13 protein-coding genes are annotated in these 14,942 nt (G+C 38.9%); 8 read left to right on the top strand and 5 right to left on the bottom strand.

Going from position 1 to position 14,942, the window contains the following annotated elements; translation table 11 throughout:
- Positions 1 to 391: 391 nt before the first annotated feature.
- The 3 genes from MKX14_RS04785 (at position 392) to MKX14_RS04775 (ending at position 3,946) form a co-directional block, all read left to right on the top strand.
- The gene (locus tag MKX14_RS04785) at positions 392 to 1,813 is read left to right on the top strand and encodes a GntP family permease (protein ID WP_046812774.1); all 1,422 of its coding nucleotides are present in this window, start codon (positions 392 to 394) and stop codon (positions 1,811 to 1,813) included.
- Between the two features lie 33 nt (positions 1,814 to 1,846).
- Entirely contained in the window at positions 1,847 to 2,632 is a 786-nt protein-coding gene (gene bdhA, locus MKX14_RS04780) for a 3-hydroxybutyrate dehydrogenase (protein WP_240281914.1), read from the top strand.
- A gap of 327 nt (positions 2,633 to 2,959) precedes the next feature.
- A complete protein-coding gene (locus MKX14_RS04775) occupies positions 2,960 to 3,946 on the top strand; it encodes an AraC family transcriptional regulator (RefSeq protein WP_240281913.1) in 987 nt (328 codons plus the stop codon).
- A gap of 70 nt (positions 3,947 to 4,016) precedes the next feature.
- Here the strand turns inward: MKX14_RS04775 and MKX14_RS04770 are convergent, their stop codons facing one another.
- Positions 4,017 to 5,360: an MFS transporter gene (locus MKX14_RS04770; RefSeq protein ID WP_240281912.1), complete on the bottom strand. Its 1,344-nt coding sequence runs from the start codon at positions 5,358 to 5,360 to the stop codon at positions 4,017 to 4,019.
- A 16-nt stretch (positions 5,361 to 5,376) separates the two neighbouring features.
- The gene (locus MKX14_RS04765) at positions 5,377 to 6,588 is read right to left on the bottom strand and encodes an OprD family outer membrane porin (protein ID WP_430622872.1); all 1,212 of its coding nucleotides are present in this window, start codon (positions 6,586 to 6,588) and stop codon (positions 5,377 to 5,379) included.
- Positions 6,589 to 6,955: 367 nt separating this feature from the next.
- Between MKX14_RS04765 and tcbE the strand changes: the two genes are divergently transcribed.
- From tcbE to MKX14_RS04740, 5 genes are read left to right on the top strand one after another with little or no spacing between them, the layout of a single operon-like run.
- On the top strand, positions 6,956 to 8,206 hold the full coding sequence (gene tcbE / locus MKX14_RS04760; RefSeq protein ID WP_240281910.1) for a dienelactone hydrolase family protein: 1,251 nt from the start codon (positions 6,956 to 6,958) through the stop codon (positions 8,204 to 8,206).
- Positions 8,207 to 8,218: 12 nt separating this feature from the next.
- Complete coding sequence (bacC, locus tag MKX14_RS04755; RefSeq protein WP_240281909.1) at positions 8,219 to 9,004, top strand: SDR family oxidoreductase; 786 nt, start codon at positions 8,219 to 8,221, stop codon at positions 9,002 to 9,004.
- Between the two features lie 43 nt (positions 9,005 to 9,047).
- On the top strand, positions 9,048 to 10,286 hold the full coding sequence (locus MKX14_RS04750) for a styrene monooxygenase/indole monooxygenase family protein (protein ID WP_240281908.1): 1,239 nt from the start codon (positions 9,048 to 9,050) through the stop codon (positions 10,284 to 10,286).
- A gap of 28 nt (positions 10,287 to 10,314) precedes the next feature.
- Entirely contained in the window at positions 10,315 to 10,845 is a 531-nt protein-coding gene (gene ntaB / locus MKX14_RS04745; protein WP_240281907.1) for a flavin reductase family protein, read from the top strand.
- A 53-nt stretch (positions 10,846 to 10,898) separates the two neighbouring features.
- Positions 10,899 to 11,846 carry a SphA family protein gene (locus MKX14_RS04740; protein WP_240281906.1) on the top strand — a complete coding sequence of 316 codons (948 nt, stop codon included), beginning with the start codon at positions 10,899 to 10,901 and terminating at the stop codon, positions 11,844 to 11,846.
- Between the two features lie 57 nt (positions 11,847 to 11,903).
- On the opposite strand, the gene eutR is transcribed toward MKX14_RS04740, so the two are convergent.
- The 3 genes from eutR to antB all read right to left on the bottom strand — a co-directional run bounded on the left by eutR (position 11,904) and on the right by antB (position 14,941).
- Positions 11,904 to 12,962 (bottom strand): AraC family transcriptional regulator, encoded by a 1,059-nt coding sequence (gene eutR, locus MKX14_RS04735; RefSeq protein ID WP_240281905.1) that lies wholly within the window; start codon positions 12,960 to 12,962, stop codon positions 11,904 to 11,906.
- Positions 12,963 to 13,409: 447 nt separating this feature from the next.
- Positions 13,410 to 14,444, bottom strand: coding sequence for an anthranilate 1,2-dioxygenase electron transfer component AntC (antC, locus tag MKX14_RS04730; protein WP_081399511.1), 1,035 nt, complete (start codon positions 14,442 to 14,444; stop codon positions 13,410 to 13,412).
- Positions 14,445 to 14,449: 5 nt separating this feature from the next.
- A complete protein-coding gene (gene antB / locus MKX14_RS04725) occupies positions 14,450 to 14,941 on the bottom strand; it encodes an anthranilate 1,2-dioxygenase small subunit (RefSeq protein WP_000076809.1) in 492 nt (163 codons plus the stop codon).
- Position 14,942 lies beyond the last annotated feature (1 nt).

Here is a 14,942-nt window from a genome sequence, read left to right as displayed (position 1 = left end):
TTTATTTCTTATAAAAAAACTAGTGATCTGAACTAATAAAATATTTATCAAATTAATTTAAAAAATATATTATTCAATTGTGTTTATTAAATAATATAGAGATATTAATTTAATTTACTCAACAATTAATAAGTTTTATTAAAAAATAAAAGCTTTTAAATGATGGTATTTTACCGTACAAATAAAGTAAGTGATTGTATTTAATTGGTATTTTAAAATTTAAACAAATTACATTGTTTTTAAATATTTTAATGATATTTTATTTTTAAGCTTATTTACCTATTACCAATCATAGATGTTGTGATTTTTATCATTGTAGGTTTTGGATAACCTAAATATCTTTTGGTAATTTTATTGAACCTAATATCTATTCTTTAGGGAGAAAGAATATATGTGGGAATTATTTATAATTCTACTTTCGCTTGGGCTGTTAATGTATACAGCTTACAAGGGCTTTTCTGTCATTCTCATGGCACCAATTTGTGCCTTACTTGCTGTTCTACTCATTAACCCTGCCAATGTCTTACCGTTTTATTCGGGTGTATTTATGCCCAAAATGGTGAACTTTATTAAAGATTACTTTCTTGTATTTTTGCTCGGGGCAATTTTCGGTAAAGTCGTTGAAATGTCAGGAATTGCTGAGTCTATTGCTCGAACCATTGTAAGATGGATTGGGGCAAAAAAAGCAATTTTAACGGTCGTATTACTAGGTGCAATTTTAACCTATAGCGGTGTAAGTTTATTTGTTGCTGTATTTGCAATTTATCCTTTTGCAAACCAGCTATTTAGACAAGCCAATATTCCAAAACGTTTAATTCCGGGAACCATCGCGCTTGGTGCATTTACATTTACCATGGATGCGTTGCCTGGTACCCCGCAAATCCAAAACGTAATTCCAACCACATTCTTTGGCACCAATATTTATGCCGCACCATTCCTAGGAATTATTGGTGCAATTTTTGTTCTATGCATGGGGTTGGCTTACTTAGAGTGGCGTCGACGTGCTGCTGCAAAAGCTGGCGAAGGGTACTCTGGTTTTGGTGTAGACGATACGCCGTCTCAAGAAATTGAAGCCGATATGAACTTGCAAAATAATGGAAGTGCGGCTCGTCAGTTTTTAGCGTTTGTACCCCTTATTCTTGTTGCCGTAATGAACAAATATTTGTCTAAAGCAATCAAAGAGTGGTATCCAAATGGTTTTGATTTTGCCACTATCGGTCTAGCGGATTACACCGTAGATGTTGCAAAAACCGGTGCGATCTGGGCAGTTGGTCTTGCGCTGATTGTTGGGATTATTTCCGCAATTTTGTTTGATTACCAACGTGTAGTGACGAACTTCAAAGAAGGCATTAATGCCAGTATTGGTGGCTCACTTTTAGCAGTGATGAATACCGCATCTGAGTATGGTTTCGGTGCAATTATTGCGTCATTACCGGGCTTTGCTCTGATTAGCCATGCAATGAGCAGTACCTTCACAAATCCTTTAGTAAATGGCGCTGTGACCACAACCGTTTTAGCAGGTATTACCGGTTCAGCTTCAGGTGGTATGAGTATCGCTTTAAGTGCGATGGCTGAACAATATAACGCCGCGATTTTAGCTGCGGGTATTCCACCAGAAGTCATGCACCGTGTGGTTGCGATGGCCTCAGGCGGTATGGATACCTTACCGCATAACGGCGCGGTAATTACTTTACTCGCTGTTACTGGATTAACCCATAAACAATCGTATAAAGATATTTTTGCAGTCACAGTAATTAAGACATTAGCTGTATTTGTGGTGATTACGGTCTTTACCGTAACGGGTATTGTTTAAGTCAGCACGTTATAAGTATTAAGGAGTAAATAGATGACTAAACTTTTAGACGATAAGGTCGCTTTTATTACAGGTTCTGCAAGTGGTATCGGTCTAGAGATTGCTAAGAAATTTGCTCAAGAAGGTGCCAAAGTTGTCATTTCTGACATGAATGCCGAAAAGTGCCAAGAAACGGCGAACTCTCTTAAAGAGCAAGGTTTTGATGCACTATCTGCACCTTGTGATGTGACCGATGAAGATGCTTATAAACAAGCCATTGAGCTGACTCAAAAGACCTTTGGTACCGTTGATATCTTAATTAATAATGCTGGCTTTCAACATGTTGCGCCTATTGAAGAGTTTCCAACGGCTGTTTTTCAAAAGCTAGTTCAGGTCATGTTAACAGGGGTATTTATTGGTATTAAACACGTTTTTCCAATCATGAAGGCTCAAAAATATGGTCGTATTATTAATATGGCTTCAATTAATGGCTTGATTGGTTTTGCTGGAAAGGCAGGTTATAACAGCGCGAAACATGGCGTGATTGGCCTAACAAAAGTTGCAGCTTTGGAATGTGCACGTGATGGTATTACGGTAAATGCTTTATGTCCGGGGTATGTAGATACACCATTGGTCCGTGGTCAAATTGCAGATTTGGCTAAAACCCGTAATGTGAGTTTAGACAGCGCACTTGAAGATGTAATTTTGGCAATGGTTCCTCAAAAGCGTCTGCTATCTGTTGAAGAAATTGCTGACTATGCGATTTTCCTTGCGAGTAGCAAAGCAGGTGGGGTAACAGGCCAAGCTGTTGTTATGGATGGTGGTTACACCGCCCAATAATTTAAGTATTTTATAAAAGCCGCTTATTTAAAATAGGCGGCTTTTTATTCGTTAAAAATTTACGATAGTCTCCTGTTCAAAATAATGATTTATCTCTACTCTATTTGCTTATAAAAAATCTAATAAAATAAGTTTGTTAAAGTATGAAGTTATACTTTAAAGGTATTTAACTTATTTCTATTTTTAAAATTTAATAGAGTATGAGAAAGTAATCTTTACTCTCTTTCTTGATTCGATATTTTTCAGGGAAACTCGTCAATTAAAGGATATTAATTGGCATACAAGTTGCTTTTTAAGCAATAAGTTATTTAGCTAGGTGAAAAGGATATGATATCACTCAGCCAACAGACGGAACTCAATCATTATTCACGCAAAGCTGAATTTGCGCAGAATTTGATGTCCACGATTTGTGGTGAACACCGTCTAGATACAATTTACAAAGATACTCTCGATTTTCACTATGACGGAATGCGTTTGCCTAATAAAAAAATGGCAATCGGTACAATCAGTTATGGTGCAAACGTTGCTATTAACATCTCAAATTTAAAAGCGTATAGCATTAGTTTGCCGATACAAGGTCGACAAGCTCTCAACATTCGCGGTGCTCATTATCAATCTGATGAAAACAGGGGCCTTATTGTTTCAAATAACGATCAGCAAGATTTGATTATCGATAAAGATTGCAGAAAATTTCAGGTGGTTATTCCTGAACGGAGTATGCAGATTGTGCTTGCGGATTTACTTAATAAACCCATAGAAGCTCCCATTATTTTTAACCCTGAAATGCACTTAGACTCTGAGCAACTTATTGGTGCATGGTGGAAGAACATTCAAAATTTTGTACAGTTAAAATCGCAATATAGCAATTTTTATGGTTTGCAAATGCTATCTGAAGACTATGAAAATTTTGTAATTAAAGCGTTATTGTTGTCTCAAGAAAATAACTACTCTGAAGCCTTAAAGTTACTCTCACATCAGGATGAGCCAGCTTATATCCGTAAGGTTCGTAATTTTATTATTGAACATGCGCACGAAGAAATCTGTGCAGAAGATTTGCAACGTCTGGCTGGGGTTTCAAAATCAAAATTGTATGACGAATTTCAACAGCACTACGGCACCAGTCCAATGTCGTATTTAAAAAAATATCGTCTCCAACAAATTTATAAAATCTTGAGCACTACAGGAGCAGATAGAAAGGTTTCTATTTCAAAGCTTGCCTATGACTGGGGCTTTAACCATTTAAGTCGTTTTTCTCAAGAATATCGTGAAGAGTTCGGTGAAAATCCAAGCGAGACCAAAGGCAAAATTTTCTGATATTTAATTTTCCCAAATAAAAAAACTGATTTAGTTGCCTAAATCAGTTTTTTTATTTATTGATTAATATTTATAGACTTTCTTCTAGCTTTAACACTTGTTTGTTTTTAGATTTCTCATAAATCACTTTCAGGCTAAGTGCGATAAATGAGACGAAGGTTGGTAGTGCGAGAATAAAGAAAATACCGCTTAAGCTTAAGTTAAAAGTGAAAATGAGCGAGCCAAAGAAAGCGCCTAAAATTGCACCGATACGACCAATACCATGCATCCATGAAACACCAACTGCACGACACACTGCTGGATAGAACATAGCTGCAAGTGGCAGTAATGAAGATTGAGCGCCTGCGAGTAATGCACCAATTAAGAAAATAGTAAGACCTAATAAGAAAATATTTGAGCTTACTAGACCTGCAACAATGAATAGGCTGAAGGCAATCAGATATGAATATTTAATGACTGTGGTTGGATTCAGTTTATCCATATACCACCCCATTATGGTTGCGCCAATCACACCACCAAAAGGGAAAATCGCAGCAATTAAACTAAACTGTTGAGTACTAAAACCTGCTGTTTTTAAAATCGTTGGCATCCAGCTTGTTAAAAGATAGAATACCAAAAGGCTAGTAAAGCAGCAGAGCCAAAGCATGCTTGAACCCCACAGATATTTTCCTAGAACCACTTTAACTGGATTTTCATCTGAAGCAGTTTCAGCCTGAGTTAAAACGAGTTTTACCGGCTCTTGAAAAGAATGACCTTGAATATTTTCTAAAATACGCTGCGCTTTGCTTTGTTGATGACGTGTAATTAAGTATTGAGTTGATTCAGGTAGTTTAAGCAATAAAGCAACCACTAAAATTAGGGGAATGCTTCCGCCAACAATAATCACTTTTGCCCAGCCATAGCTTTCTAACAGATAAGCTGACAGCACACCGCCACAAGAAATACCCAGCATAAATCCACAGCCAGCAAGGCCTGTAAGGAATGCTTTACGTTTTACAGGCATATACTCAGAAACAATCGTACTGATGTTGGGCATGGCTGCGCCTAAACCAATACCTGTAATAAAGCGATAAATCATTAAGTCTTGGGTTGAATTAGCAAAGCCACACAATATCGTAAATATGGAAAATAAAAGGCTTGTAACAACAATAACGCCTTTACGGCCAAACTTATCGGACAAAGGCCCAGAAATAATTGCACCAATCGACATACCGACTAAAGCAGCACTTAAAACTGGAGCAAGCTGAGGCTTGGTAATTCCCCAATCATCGAGCAATGCTGGAGCAACAAAACCAATAATTCCTGTATCTAGACCATCACAGAAGAAGACAAAAAAGCCTAGGATAAAAACCATCCACTGTAATGGAGACAGTTTTTCGCGATTGATAATCGTGTTTGCATCTATCGTTTTCATATGTATTCCTTATTCATTAAAATTTTTTGCTGTAATTGACGAAGAAACGGTTTTCTGAGAAATCATTTCCATGCTTAACGTCGTAATTGATGAAGATGCACTGAAGAGCTAAACCTTTGAGAAAAGGCTGTTGAAGGGCATAATTGACAATAACGTTTGTTTCACTTTCTTTGTTTTTTAAGCCATCTGCTGTTTTGAAGTGATCGCCGTATACATACTTCAAAGTGGTATTTAGGCCCGGCACATGATCTTTAAAGTCATAGCCATAAATGAAGTGATAAGACTTTTCATCTTGTTTGAAGAAACCAGTCGTGTTCCAGTTAATAAAATAAGTTTCAGGCAAGAAACCATCAGGTAGTGGGTAGGCAGACTCACCGATAATTTGCTGATAACCCACACCAAAGCTGTGATTTTTTACTTTAAGTGTTTCTAGTAACCCTACATTTTGCGCATCGATGTCAAAAAGGTGTCCATTATCTTTGGCATTGAAATATTTGAATTTTGAATTAACTGAAAAATTAGCGTTTTTCCATAGGTGGTCAATGCCGACATAATGTTTGTTATATAAATCCTCCATATTTCCAAAGTAATATTCACCCTTCAACGTAGGCGTAAATTGATAGCGAAGATCTATGTAGTTAAGTCCATCGGAGTAGCCAGTCACACCTTTTGAAGTAAAAGAAAATCGATGGAAATCTTCTTCATTTCGTGGTGATACTTTTTCAATACGGCCAATTTCAGCAAAAAGTTTGTCGTTTAGCTGGCTCTTAAGATTAGTTCCCCAATAAGACGTCAGGAGTTGCCGGCTTGCATCTACAGTGGTTACGGGTAAATCCAGCCATAATTCACCAATGCTGAGTAGCGTTTTGTTATAGCCTAACTTTAAGGTCGCACCATATTTTAGATAATCAGGTGCTTGGGACTGCGTGGTTTTATCAAAAGGCAATACCGTATCTGCAACATGTTTATCTTGGCTTAAACGAACTGCATATTGTGCTGAAGCATTTGCGCCAATTTGAATTGGGGTTCCACCAATTTCTAACGGCGTATCATGCATACTTGAGTTGTAAAATAGAGAAACTGATTGTGACCAGCTACCTGTGTCCTTTACATCTGGATTGTCATAGTTTCTGTCTATATATGCATTTTTTGATGTAAATTTCCATTCTTCATCCGCTGAATAAGCCTGAGTAGAAAATGCACTACAACATAAAATATTGATGAGCATTAACGTTTTTTGTTGTCCATAAATTGGCCATGGTCGATGCATAAATAAACGCCTTAATTTAGAAAATGACTGGGCTTTTTTATGTAATCAAATTAATTACATGACTTGATTGAACTATTTTTAGCCAATCGTCACTATCCAATAAGTCCTAATCTTCATCCATTTTTTCCAAATGAGATAAAAAGTATTAATTTAATTTTTTAATTTAAAGTTATGAAATTTATTAGTTTTCCTATTTTTTGTGTTTTATCCATTTTTATTGATTTTGATAATTGCGCAGAGATTGGATAGTGCTTGCAGCTTTTGGACAGCCTAAAAAAATATTCGGATAGAAGATAAAGCCATAACAATGTCAGGAGTTGACACTATGGCTGGTCAAACCGTTCAAATTAAAACAGCATCTGGAAAGCAGTTCAGTGCATATCTAGCGACACCAGAAACAGGAAAAGGACCTGGAGTGGTGCTTTGTCAGGAAATCTTTGGAGTGAATGCCGCCATGCGGGAAAAAGCGGATTTTCTTGCGGAAGAAGGCTATACCGTTTTAGTTCCTGATTTATTTTGGCGTGTAGCACCTAATATTGAACTGAGTTATACACCAGAAGCTTTTCAAAAAGCTTTTGAACTTTATCAGCAATATGATGAAAACCTAGGTGTTGAAGATATTCAAGACAGCTTATCTTTTTTAAAGACTCGACCAGAATGTGACACTTCTACAGGCCTCGGCGTGGTGGGCTATTGTTTAGGTGGAAAGCTTGCTTATCTAGCAGGCTGCCGACTTTCTGACGTGGCATGTGCCGTAGGTTATTACGGTGTAGGAATCGAAAAAGCATTAGATGAGTTAGCTAACGTAAAAGGGCGTTTGGTTTTACATATTGCAGAACTAGACCAATTTACACCGTCAGATGCGAGACAAGCGATTGTCGATGCAGCTAACCAATATTCAAATGTACAAGCCTATGTTTACGAAGGTGTTGATCATGCTTTTGCACGACCAAAAAGCAATCATTACCACAAACCTTCAGCACGCTTTGCTCACGAGCGTACAGTAACCGCTCTACATGAAACCATTGGGCCGAAATATGACTTAGTTGCCTTATGGGAAGAGCATATACGTCATGAGTTCGATACACGTGACGTACCAGCAACCATGGCAACGATGGTCGCAGAACCTTATGTCAATCATATTCCAACCTTAACTGGTGGTGTAGGCCAAAGCCAGCTTGCCCGTTTTTATCAATATCACTTTGTTCATCAAAATCCGAAAGATATGAAGATTACCTCGATCTCTCGTACGGTTGGCTCAACGCAAGTGGTGGACGAATTCATTATGAGCTTTACCCACGACGCTGAAATTGACTGGTTATTACCAGGTGTAAAACCAACCGGTAAATACGTCGAAATTCCAATGTTGGGTGTAATTCAGTTCAGAGGTTCAAAGCTGTGTCATGAGCATATTTATTGGGACCAAGCGTCGGTGCTCGTTCAAATTAGTTTACTCGACCCAACAGGCTTACCAGTTGCAGGTGTAGAGACCGCTCGAAAACTTCTTGATGAAGATCTTCCTTCAAATACTTTGATGCCATCTTGGTCAAGTAGTGAAGGCAAGCCAGTCAATTAAGGAGGATCTGCAATGAATATAGATTTAAAAGGAAAAGTCGCTGTGGTGAGCGGCGGCGCAACACTGATTGGTAAAGCTGTTGTACAAGCTTTGGTGTGTGCTGGTGCTCATGTCGCTATCTTAGATATTGATGCCAAAGGCAAGGCAATTGCAGAAAGCTTTAACCATGATGTGATGTTTATTCAAACCGATTTAACCAGCGATGCGGCTATTCAACAAGCTGTGGCGGATATTCACCAACATTTAGGTGAAGTGAGTTACTTGGTCAATCTAGCATGTACCTACTTAGATGACGGTTTTAAATCTTCACGTCAGGACTGGTTACAAGCACTCGATATCAATTTGGTCTCTACCGTTGAGCTGAGCCGTGCTTTATACCATGACCTAAAAAAGCAACAAGGTTCAATCGTTAATTTTACTTCAATCTCGGCCAAAGTGGCGCAAACAGGGCGCTGGTTATATCCAGTTTCCAAAGCCGCAATACGTCAACTCACACAAAGCATGGCAATGGATTTTGCTGCCGATGGTATCCGCGTCAATTCAGTTTCACCGGGTTGGACATGGTCTCGTGTCATTGCAGAAGTCAGTGGCAATAACCGTGAGAAAGCCGACAGTGTAGCAGCCGATTATCACTTGCTAGGCCGATTGGGTCATCCCGAAGAAGTTGCCAATGTTGTTTTGTTTTTATTGTCACCTGCTGCGAGCTTTGTGACCGGAGCAAATTACGCAGTCGACGGTGGCTATTCAGTAATGGGCCCTGAAGGATCACAGCCCGCTATTCCTCGTTTAGCCGAATAGCACATCGTTTTAAAAGCAAATTTAGAAAATTATGGAGAAGATTATGCGCCGTATTGCAATTGTTGGAGCAGGACAGTCTGGTTTACAGCTTGGTTTGGGGTTATTAGATACAGGCTATGACGTGACAATGATCACCAACCGAACTGCCAATGAAATCCGTCAAGGTAAAGTCATGTCAAGCCAGTGTATGTTTCATACAGCTTTACAAACTGAACGTGACTTGGGACTAAATTTTTGGGAAGAACAATGTCCAGCGGTAGAAGGCATTGGGCTAGCTTTAGTGAACCCTGAAAATGGTGGTAAAGCATTTGAATGGAGTGCTCGTCTTGAGCGTTACGCTCAATCGGTCGATCAACGCGTCAAAATGCCATATTGGATGGAAGAATTTGAACGCCGTGGTGGTCGATTGGTAATTCAGGATGTTGGAATAGAAGAGTTAGAACAACTCGCAAACGACTACGAGCTTGTATTACTCGCCGCTGGTAAAGGTGAAGTCGTTAAACAGTTTGAGCGTGATGATGCACGCAGTGTTTTTGATAAACCGCAGCGCGCTTTGGCTTTGACCTATGTCAAAAATATGAAGCCAATTTCACCATACTCTCGTGTGACTTTTAACATTATTCCCGAAGTCGGTGAGTACTTTTCATTTCCGGCACTTACCGTGAATGGGCCTTGCGACATCATGGTGTTTGAAGGTATTCCAAATGGGCCAATGGACTGTTGGCAAGATGTCAAAACACCTGAACAGCACCTGCAATGCAGTCTGGACTTACTCAAGAAATTTGTGCCATGGGAATATGAACGCTGCACAAATGTTGAGTTAACAGATGCTGGTGGATATTTAGCAGGGCGTTTCCCGCCGACCGTACGCAAACCCGTTTTAACCTTACCGTCTGGTAAGAAGATTTTTGGCATGGCAGATGCCTTAGTGGTCAATGATCCGATTACTGGTCAAGGTTCAAACAATGCGGCTAAGTGTAGCAAGATCTATTTCGATGCCATTTTAGCCAATGATAATCAAAGCTTTAGCGAACAATGGATGGTTCAAACTTTTGAACGCTATTGGGCTTATGCAGAAAAAGTCGTGGCTTGGACCAATAGCTTGTTGTTACCACCAGAGCCTCATATCGTTGAACTATTAGCAGCTGCAAGCCAAAACCAAAGCATTGCTTCAATTATGGCCAATAACTTTGATGACCCGCGCGCTTTTGCTCCTTGGTGGTTTGATGCAGATCAGGCTCAAGCATTCTTGGCTTCAAAAACCGCAGCAAAAGTCGCTTAAGGTCAAAATATCAAAGGGAGATTTAAAAATGGACAAAATTGAAACTTTAGCTTTGCAAGCGATTAATACTGAAAACCCAAGAGAAATTCGTAACTTGCTTGGTCAGTTTGCAACTGGCGTTACCGTGATTACAACTCGTGGAAAAGATGGGCGGAAAATAGGTATGACAGCCAATTCATTTTCATCTCTGTCTTTAGATCCGCCATTAATTTTGTGGAACCTTTCAAAAACGGCACCAAGTTTGTCTGATTTTATAGAAGCTGAATATTTTGCCATTCACATGTTGGCACAAGAGCATCATCAGCTTTCGGGGCATTTTGCTCGAGGTGCCGAAGACAAATTTGCAGGCATTGCCCATCAACAATGCAATGCTGGCGTTCCAATTTTGACTGATGCACTCGCAACCTTGGTTTGCCGTAATGTAAATCAGTATGAAGGCGGAGATCACCTGATTTTTATTGGCCAAATTGAACAGTACCAACAACGCCAAGGTGAGCCTTTGGTATTCCACGCAGGAAAGTATCGGATTGCTGCTGAGCATCCAGAATTAGCCCATTAATTCACCACAATCACGATCAATCCGGTCGTGATTTTTTTATAGGAAATAAGAAGATGAAAAGCACTTTAATTAAACATGGATTTTTAGCAGGGACATTGTTGGGTTTGCCATTGGTTACACATGCCTATGATTTACCGACTGTGAATTTAGGCATGACCAGCTTTCTCGATGGCGGATTACCCGCAGGCCCCGGCTGGTATGCTCAAACCTATTTTCAAAATTACGATAGCAATAAATTGGTTGATCGCGAGGGGCAAAAACTCGGTTTACCTAAAACTGATTTAAACTATCAAGTACTGGTTGAACAGATTAGTTATTTATCGAATATCCGAGTAAAAGATAAAGCCAGTCTAGGTATGAATTTTCTAATTCCTTTTGTCAGTAAAATGGACATGGATGATGGCTTGAATAATGCTGCCATTAAAGCCCAAAGTGGCTTTGGGGACATCATGATCGGACCTTTTATTCAGTTTGATCCAGTCATGGGTGCACAAGGGCCGAAGTTTGTACATCGTTTTGAGTTTCAGGTGAATTTACCTACTGGCGAATACGATCAACAAAAAGATATTAATCCAGGTAATAACGCTGTTTCATTTGACCCTTATTGGGCTGCAACATATTGGTTTAATCCAAAATGGACAGCTTCAACGCGTATCCATTACCTCTATAACTTTAAGAATAATGACCCAAGCTATGCATTTATTGGAGCAAATGATATGCAGGCAGGGCAAGCAATTCATGCAAACTTCGCAACAGACTATGCCATTACCGAACAATTCCGCTTAGGACTAAATGGCTATTGGCTAAAACAAGTCACTGATACCGAAGTCGATGGTGAAAAAGTCAAAGGCCGACGTGAACAAGTATGGGCGATTGGCCCCGGTGCGATGTATAGTTTTTCTAAAAATGACCATTTAGTTGCAAATGCTTATTTTGAGCAGGATGCTGAAAACCGTCCAGAGGGAACACGACTACAAGTTCGTTATGTCCATCATTTTTAAATCATAAAAAAAGCCTTTTATATCAATCAATATAAAAGGCTTTTATCTATTTTTAGTTTACGAAAAAATTGAAGTAATTAAGCCTGAACCTTCAATGTGACCAGAACGGCGAGTAGACGAAGGTAACTCACCATAACGGCGTTTATATTCTTGAGAAAAACGACCTAAATGAGTAAATCCCCATTTAAATGCAACGTCAGTAACCGACAGATTTTCATTGTGCATCAGCTCTAAATGAGCTTGTTCAAAGCGTAATTCTTTTAAATAAGACATTGGGGTAGTACCCAAATAGTTTTTAAAACCAGTAAATAGGGTTCTTACGCTCACGCCTGCATGCTCGGCCAGAATTTCGACGTTAAGCGGCTCGTGTAAATGTTCTTTTATGTAGGCTTCTGTACGCTTCACAAAATAAGGAGAGACTGTTTTTTCTTTATACTGATCAATTTTATGTAACGCATTATTAGGTTGACCATAAATGAGCGCATTAAATAGATTTGACTCAAACTGTTTAAAGGCTAAAGGATGATGGAGTGGATGTTGTTCACAGGCCAAAGCATCCATCAATGTTCTAACGAGCTGTAAAAAGTAGGCTCCACTTTGTGTAGCAAAGTCTAATTTTGGGTCAAAAACAAGTAAGTTGTTTTCTGAATCGGCAATATGTTGACGGCAATGGTAAGTAAAATCATCCTTTGAAACTTTTAAAATGAGCTGTGGTGAGTTCGCGTGCCAGCGCATACGTAAAGATTGCTGAGGAGAAATAAGAGAAGCAACTTGAGAATAAGAAATAAACTTTTGTGAACCAAACTCGATTTCTGCGTAGCCTTGAGTTGGAATTTGAATTAAGTAAAAGTTATCAAGGTGATCTGGTTCAATAATGACATCCGCACCATATTCCAAGCGACTAATAGATAGTGCGCCTGTTTTAACATGGTGCATGGTTGCACTGAAATCTCGCTTTTGATGAGAGATTTTAAGATCATGCGGTTTAAAAATCTGCCCGACATTTCGGCAGGTTTCGCTTAAATCGTGGTGATCAAACACCAGATTATGATTGGTAAAGATAGACTCATTTTGAAAATGACGTCCATTGAGTTCGTGGGAGTTGGCTTGGTTCATATTTATCCCTTTTGGCTCACTCCTGTATTTACTGTGCAAAATATGTGAAACCTTAGCTTTGCAACACGTAAATACGGCACTTAAAAAAATTAAGTTACTCGCAAATTACAATGAGATATAAGCAAAATACAGACCAATTTAACCGCTAATTAATGTGATTTTCTCAAACTTTTACATCGGATTTTGTCCATCAATTTAATACATTCGAGAAATAGAATCGGGGGATATAAAAGGTGCTATAAGTTAATCTCATCATGATCTTATTCCTTAAGATCTATCAAAATTTATAGCAAATCCGAGCGAACTGGTCAATTTATTTTGTCGGAATTAATTATTTTATATTATTGATATATAAAAACTTTTAATTTAAATGCAAAAAATCAATATACCCCTTATAAGAGTATATTGAATAATTTCAGGTTTAGTGGTTTTTAAGCTATTTATACTTTAACGTGATGTATTGCTTTGTAAAAACTTCTCGCTGTAAATACGATAATTTTGCAGAGCTTGCTCATCCAACCAATTTTTAACGGCTTCAATCATTGGTGGTGGGCCACATAAATACATATCAAAAGCCTGCTCGGCCAGTTGATCTTTATTTAAGTGCTCATGAATATAACCTGCTTTACCTTGCCAAGCTTCCGTTGCTTTAGTCACAATCGGGTGATAACTAAAGTTGGGTAGCTGTTCAGCATAGGCATGTAAACGCTGTTGTTCGCATAAGTCGGTTTCACTATTTACGCCGTAATATAACTGAACCGCAGGTGAGTTCGGTTGATCCACCAAGTTATCAAGCATTCCCAAGAAAGCAGATAACCCTGTTCCACCTGCCACAAAAACCAGTGGTCGCTGTACTTCACGTAAATAGAAACTACCAAGCGGTGCTTCAATAAGTAAGCTTTGTCCAACCTGACAACGATCACGCAAATAATTACTCATCACACCGTCTGGCAAGAGACGAATTAGAAATTGCAATTGATTGGTTGCATTTGGTCTGTTTGCAAAAGAATATGAACGCCAATCTTCAGTATCTGGTATTTGCAAACGAGCATATTGACCCGGTAAAAACTGAAGTTGTTCAGCGTGACTGCTTGCATCAAGATGTAAGATTGCTGTCGTTTCAGAAACCAGCTCAACCGCAGTCACTTTGGTTTCAATTTTTAAGGTATCACCAGCGTTACAGATAGCAGAATCATGATCGAAATAAAAAGCTGCATCGGATTTCACACGCGTCTGGCAAGCTAACATTTTACGCTCAGCCAAATCACGTTCACTTAATGCATCTTCATCAACATATTCTTGTTCATAAATACCGGTTTCACACTGTCCCTGACAGGTACCACAAACACCTTCACGGCAGTCTAGCGGGAGGTTAATTCCTTGGCGAACTGCTGCATCAAGCAGCAATTCGTCGTTATTTACCGAAATGAAAAAGGTTTTGCCATCGGCAAAATTAAGTGCAACTGAATGTCCCATTTTCATTCCCCTTAAACGTGATAGAAGTCTAAAACGGAATCAATTTTGTCATTCAGCAAAATGCTATGCTGACGACGAATGCGGAAACCATCTGCTGTTTGGCGTAAAAGATAAGTAGCGTGTCCGTAAAAACAGCCTTCTAAACCTTGACGGTTATAAAGCGTTTGCCATGCAACTTTTGCTTCAATTAATCCATCATCCAATGTTTTAACTCGGATGTTGTTTATGCTATGCAAAGTACGTGGTAACGGAGTTGCAGATGCTGCTTTACCTGTACGAATACGGAATACACGGTCTTCGAGTCCAGTACGGTCCGCATAATAAATATAAGACAAGCCCTGATTTGGATCTTGAACATAGTTATGGTCATCAATCCACTGTGGAATATGATATTCACTATCTTCGTCGTAAAGCTCTAGATAGGCATCCCAGTCATAAGCATCGCAAAGCTCTGCCTTTTTGTACAAAAACTGAGATACAGCAAAATGTAGTTCTTGTGACATG

The organism is Acinetobacter pittii (assembly GCF_022449185.1).
GTDB classification, from domain to species: domain Bacteria; phylum Pseudomonadota; class Gammaproteobacteria; order Pseudomonadales; family Moraxellaceae; genus Acinetobacter; species Acinetobacter pittii_I.
The sequence above is the reverse complement of the archived record's forward strand: the minus strand, read 5'-3'. Positions and strand labels throughout refer to the sequence as shown.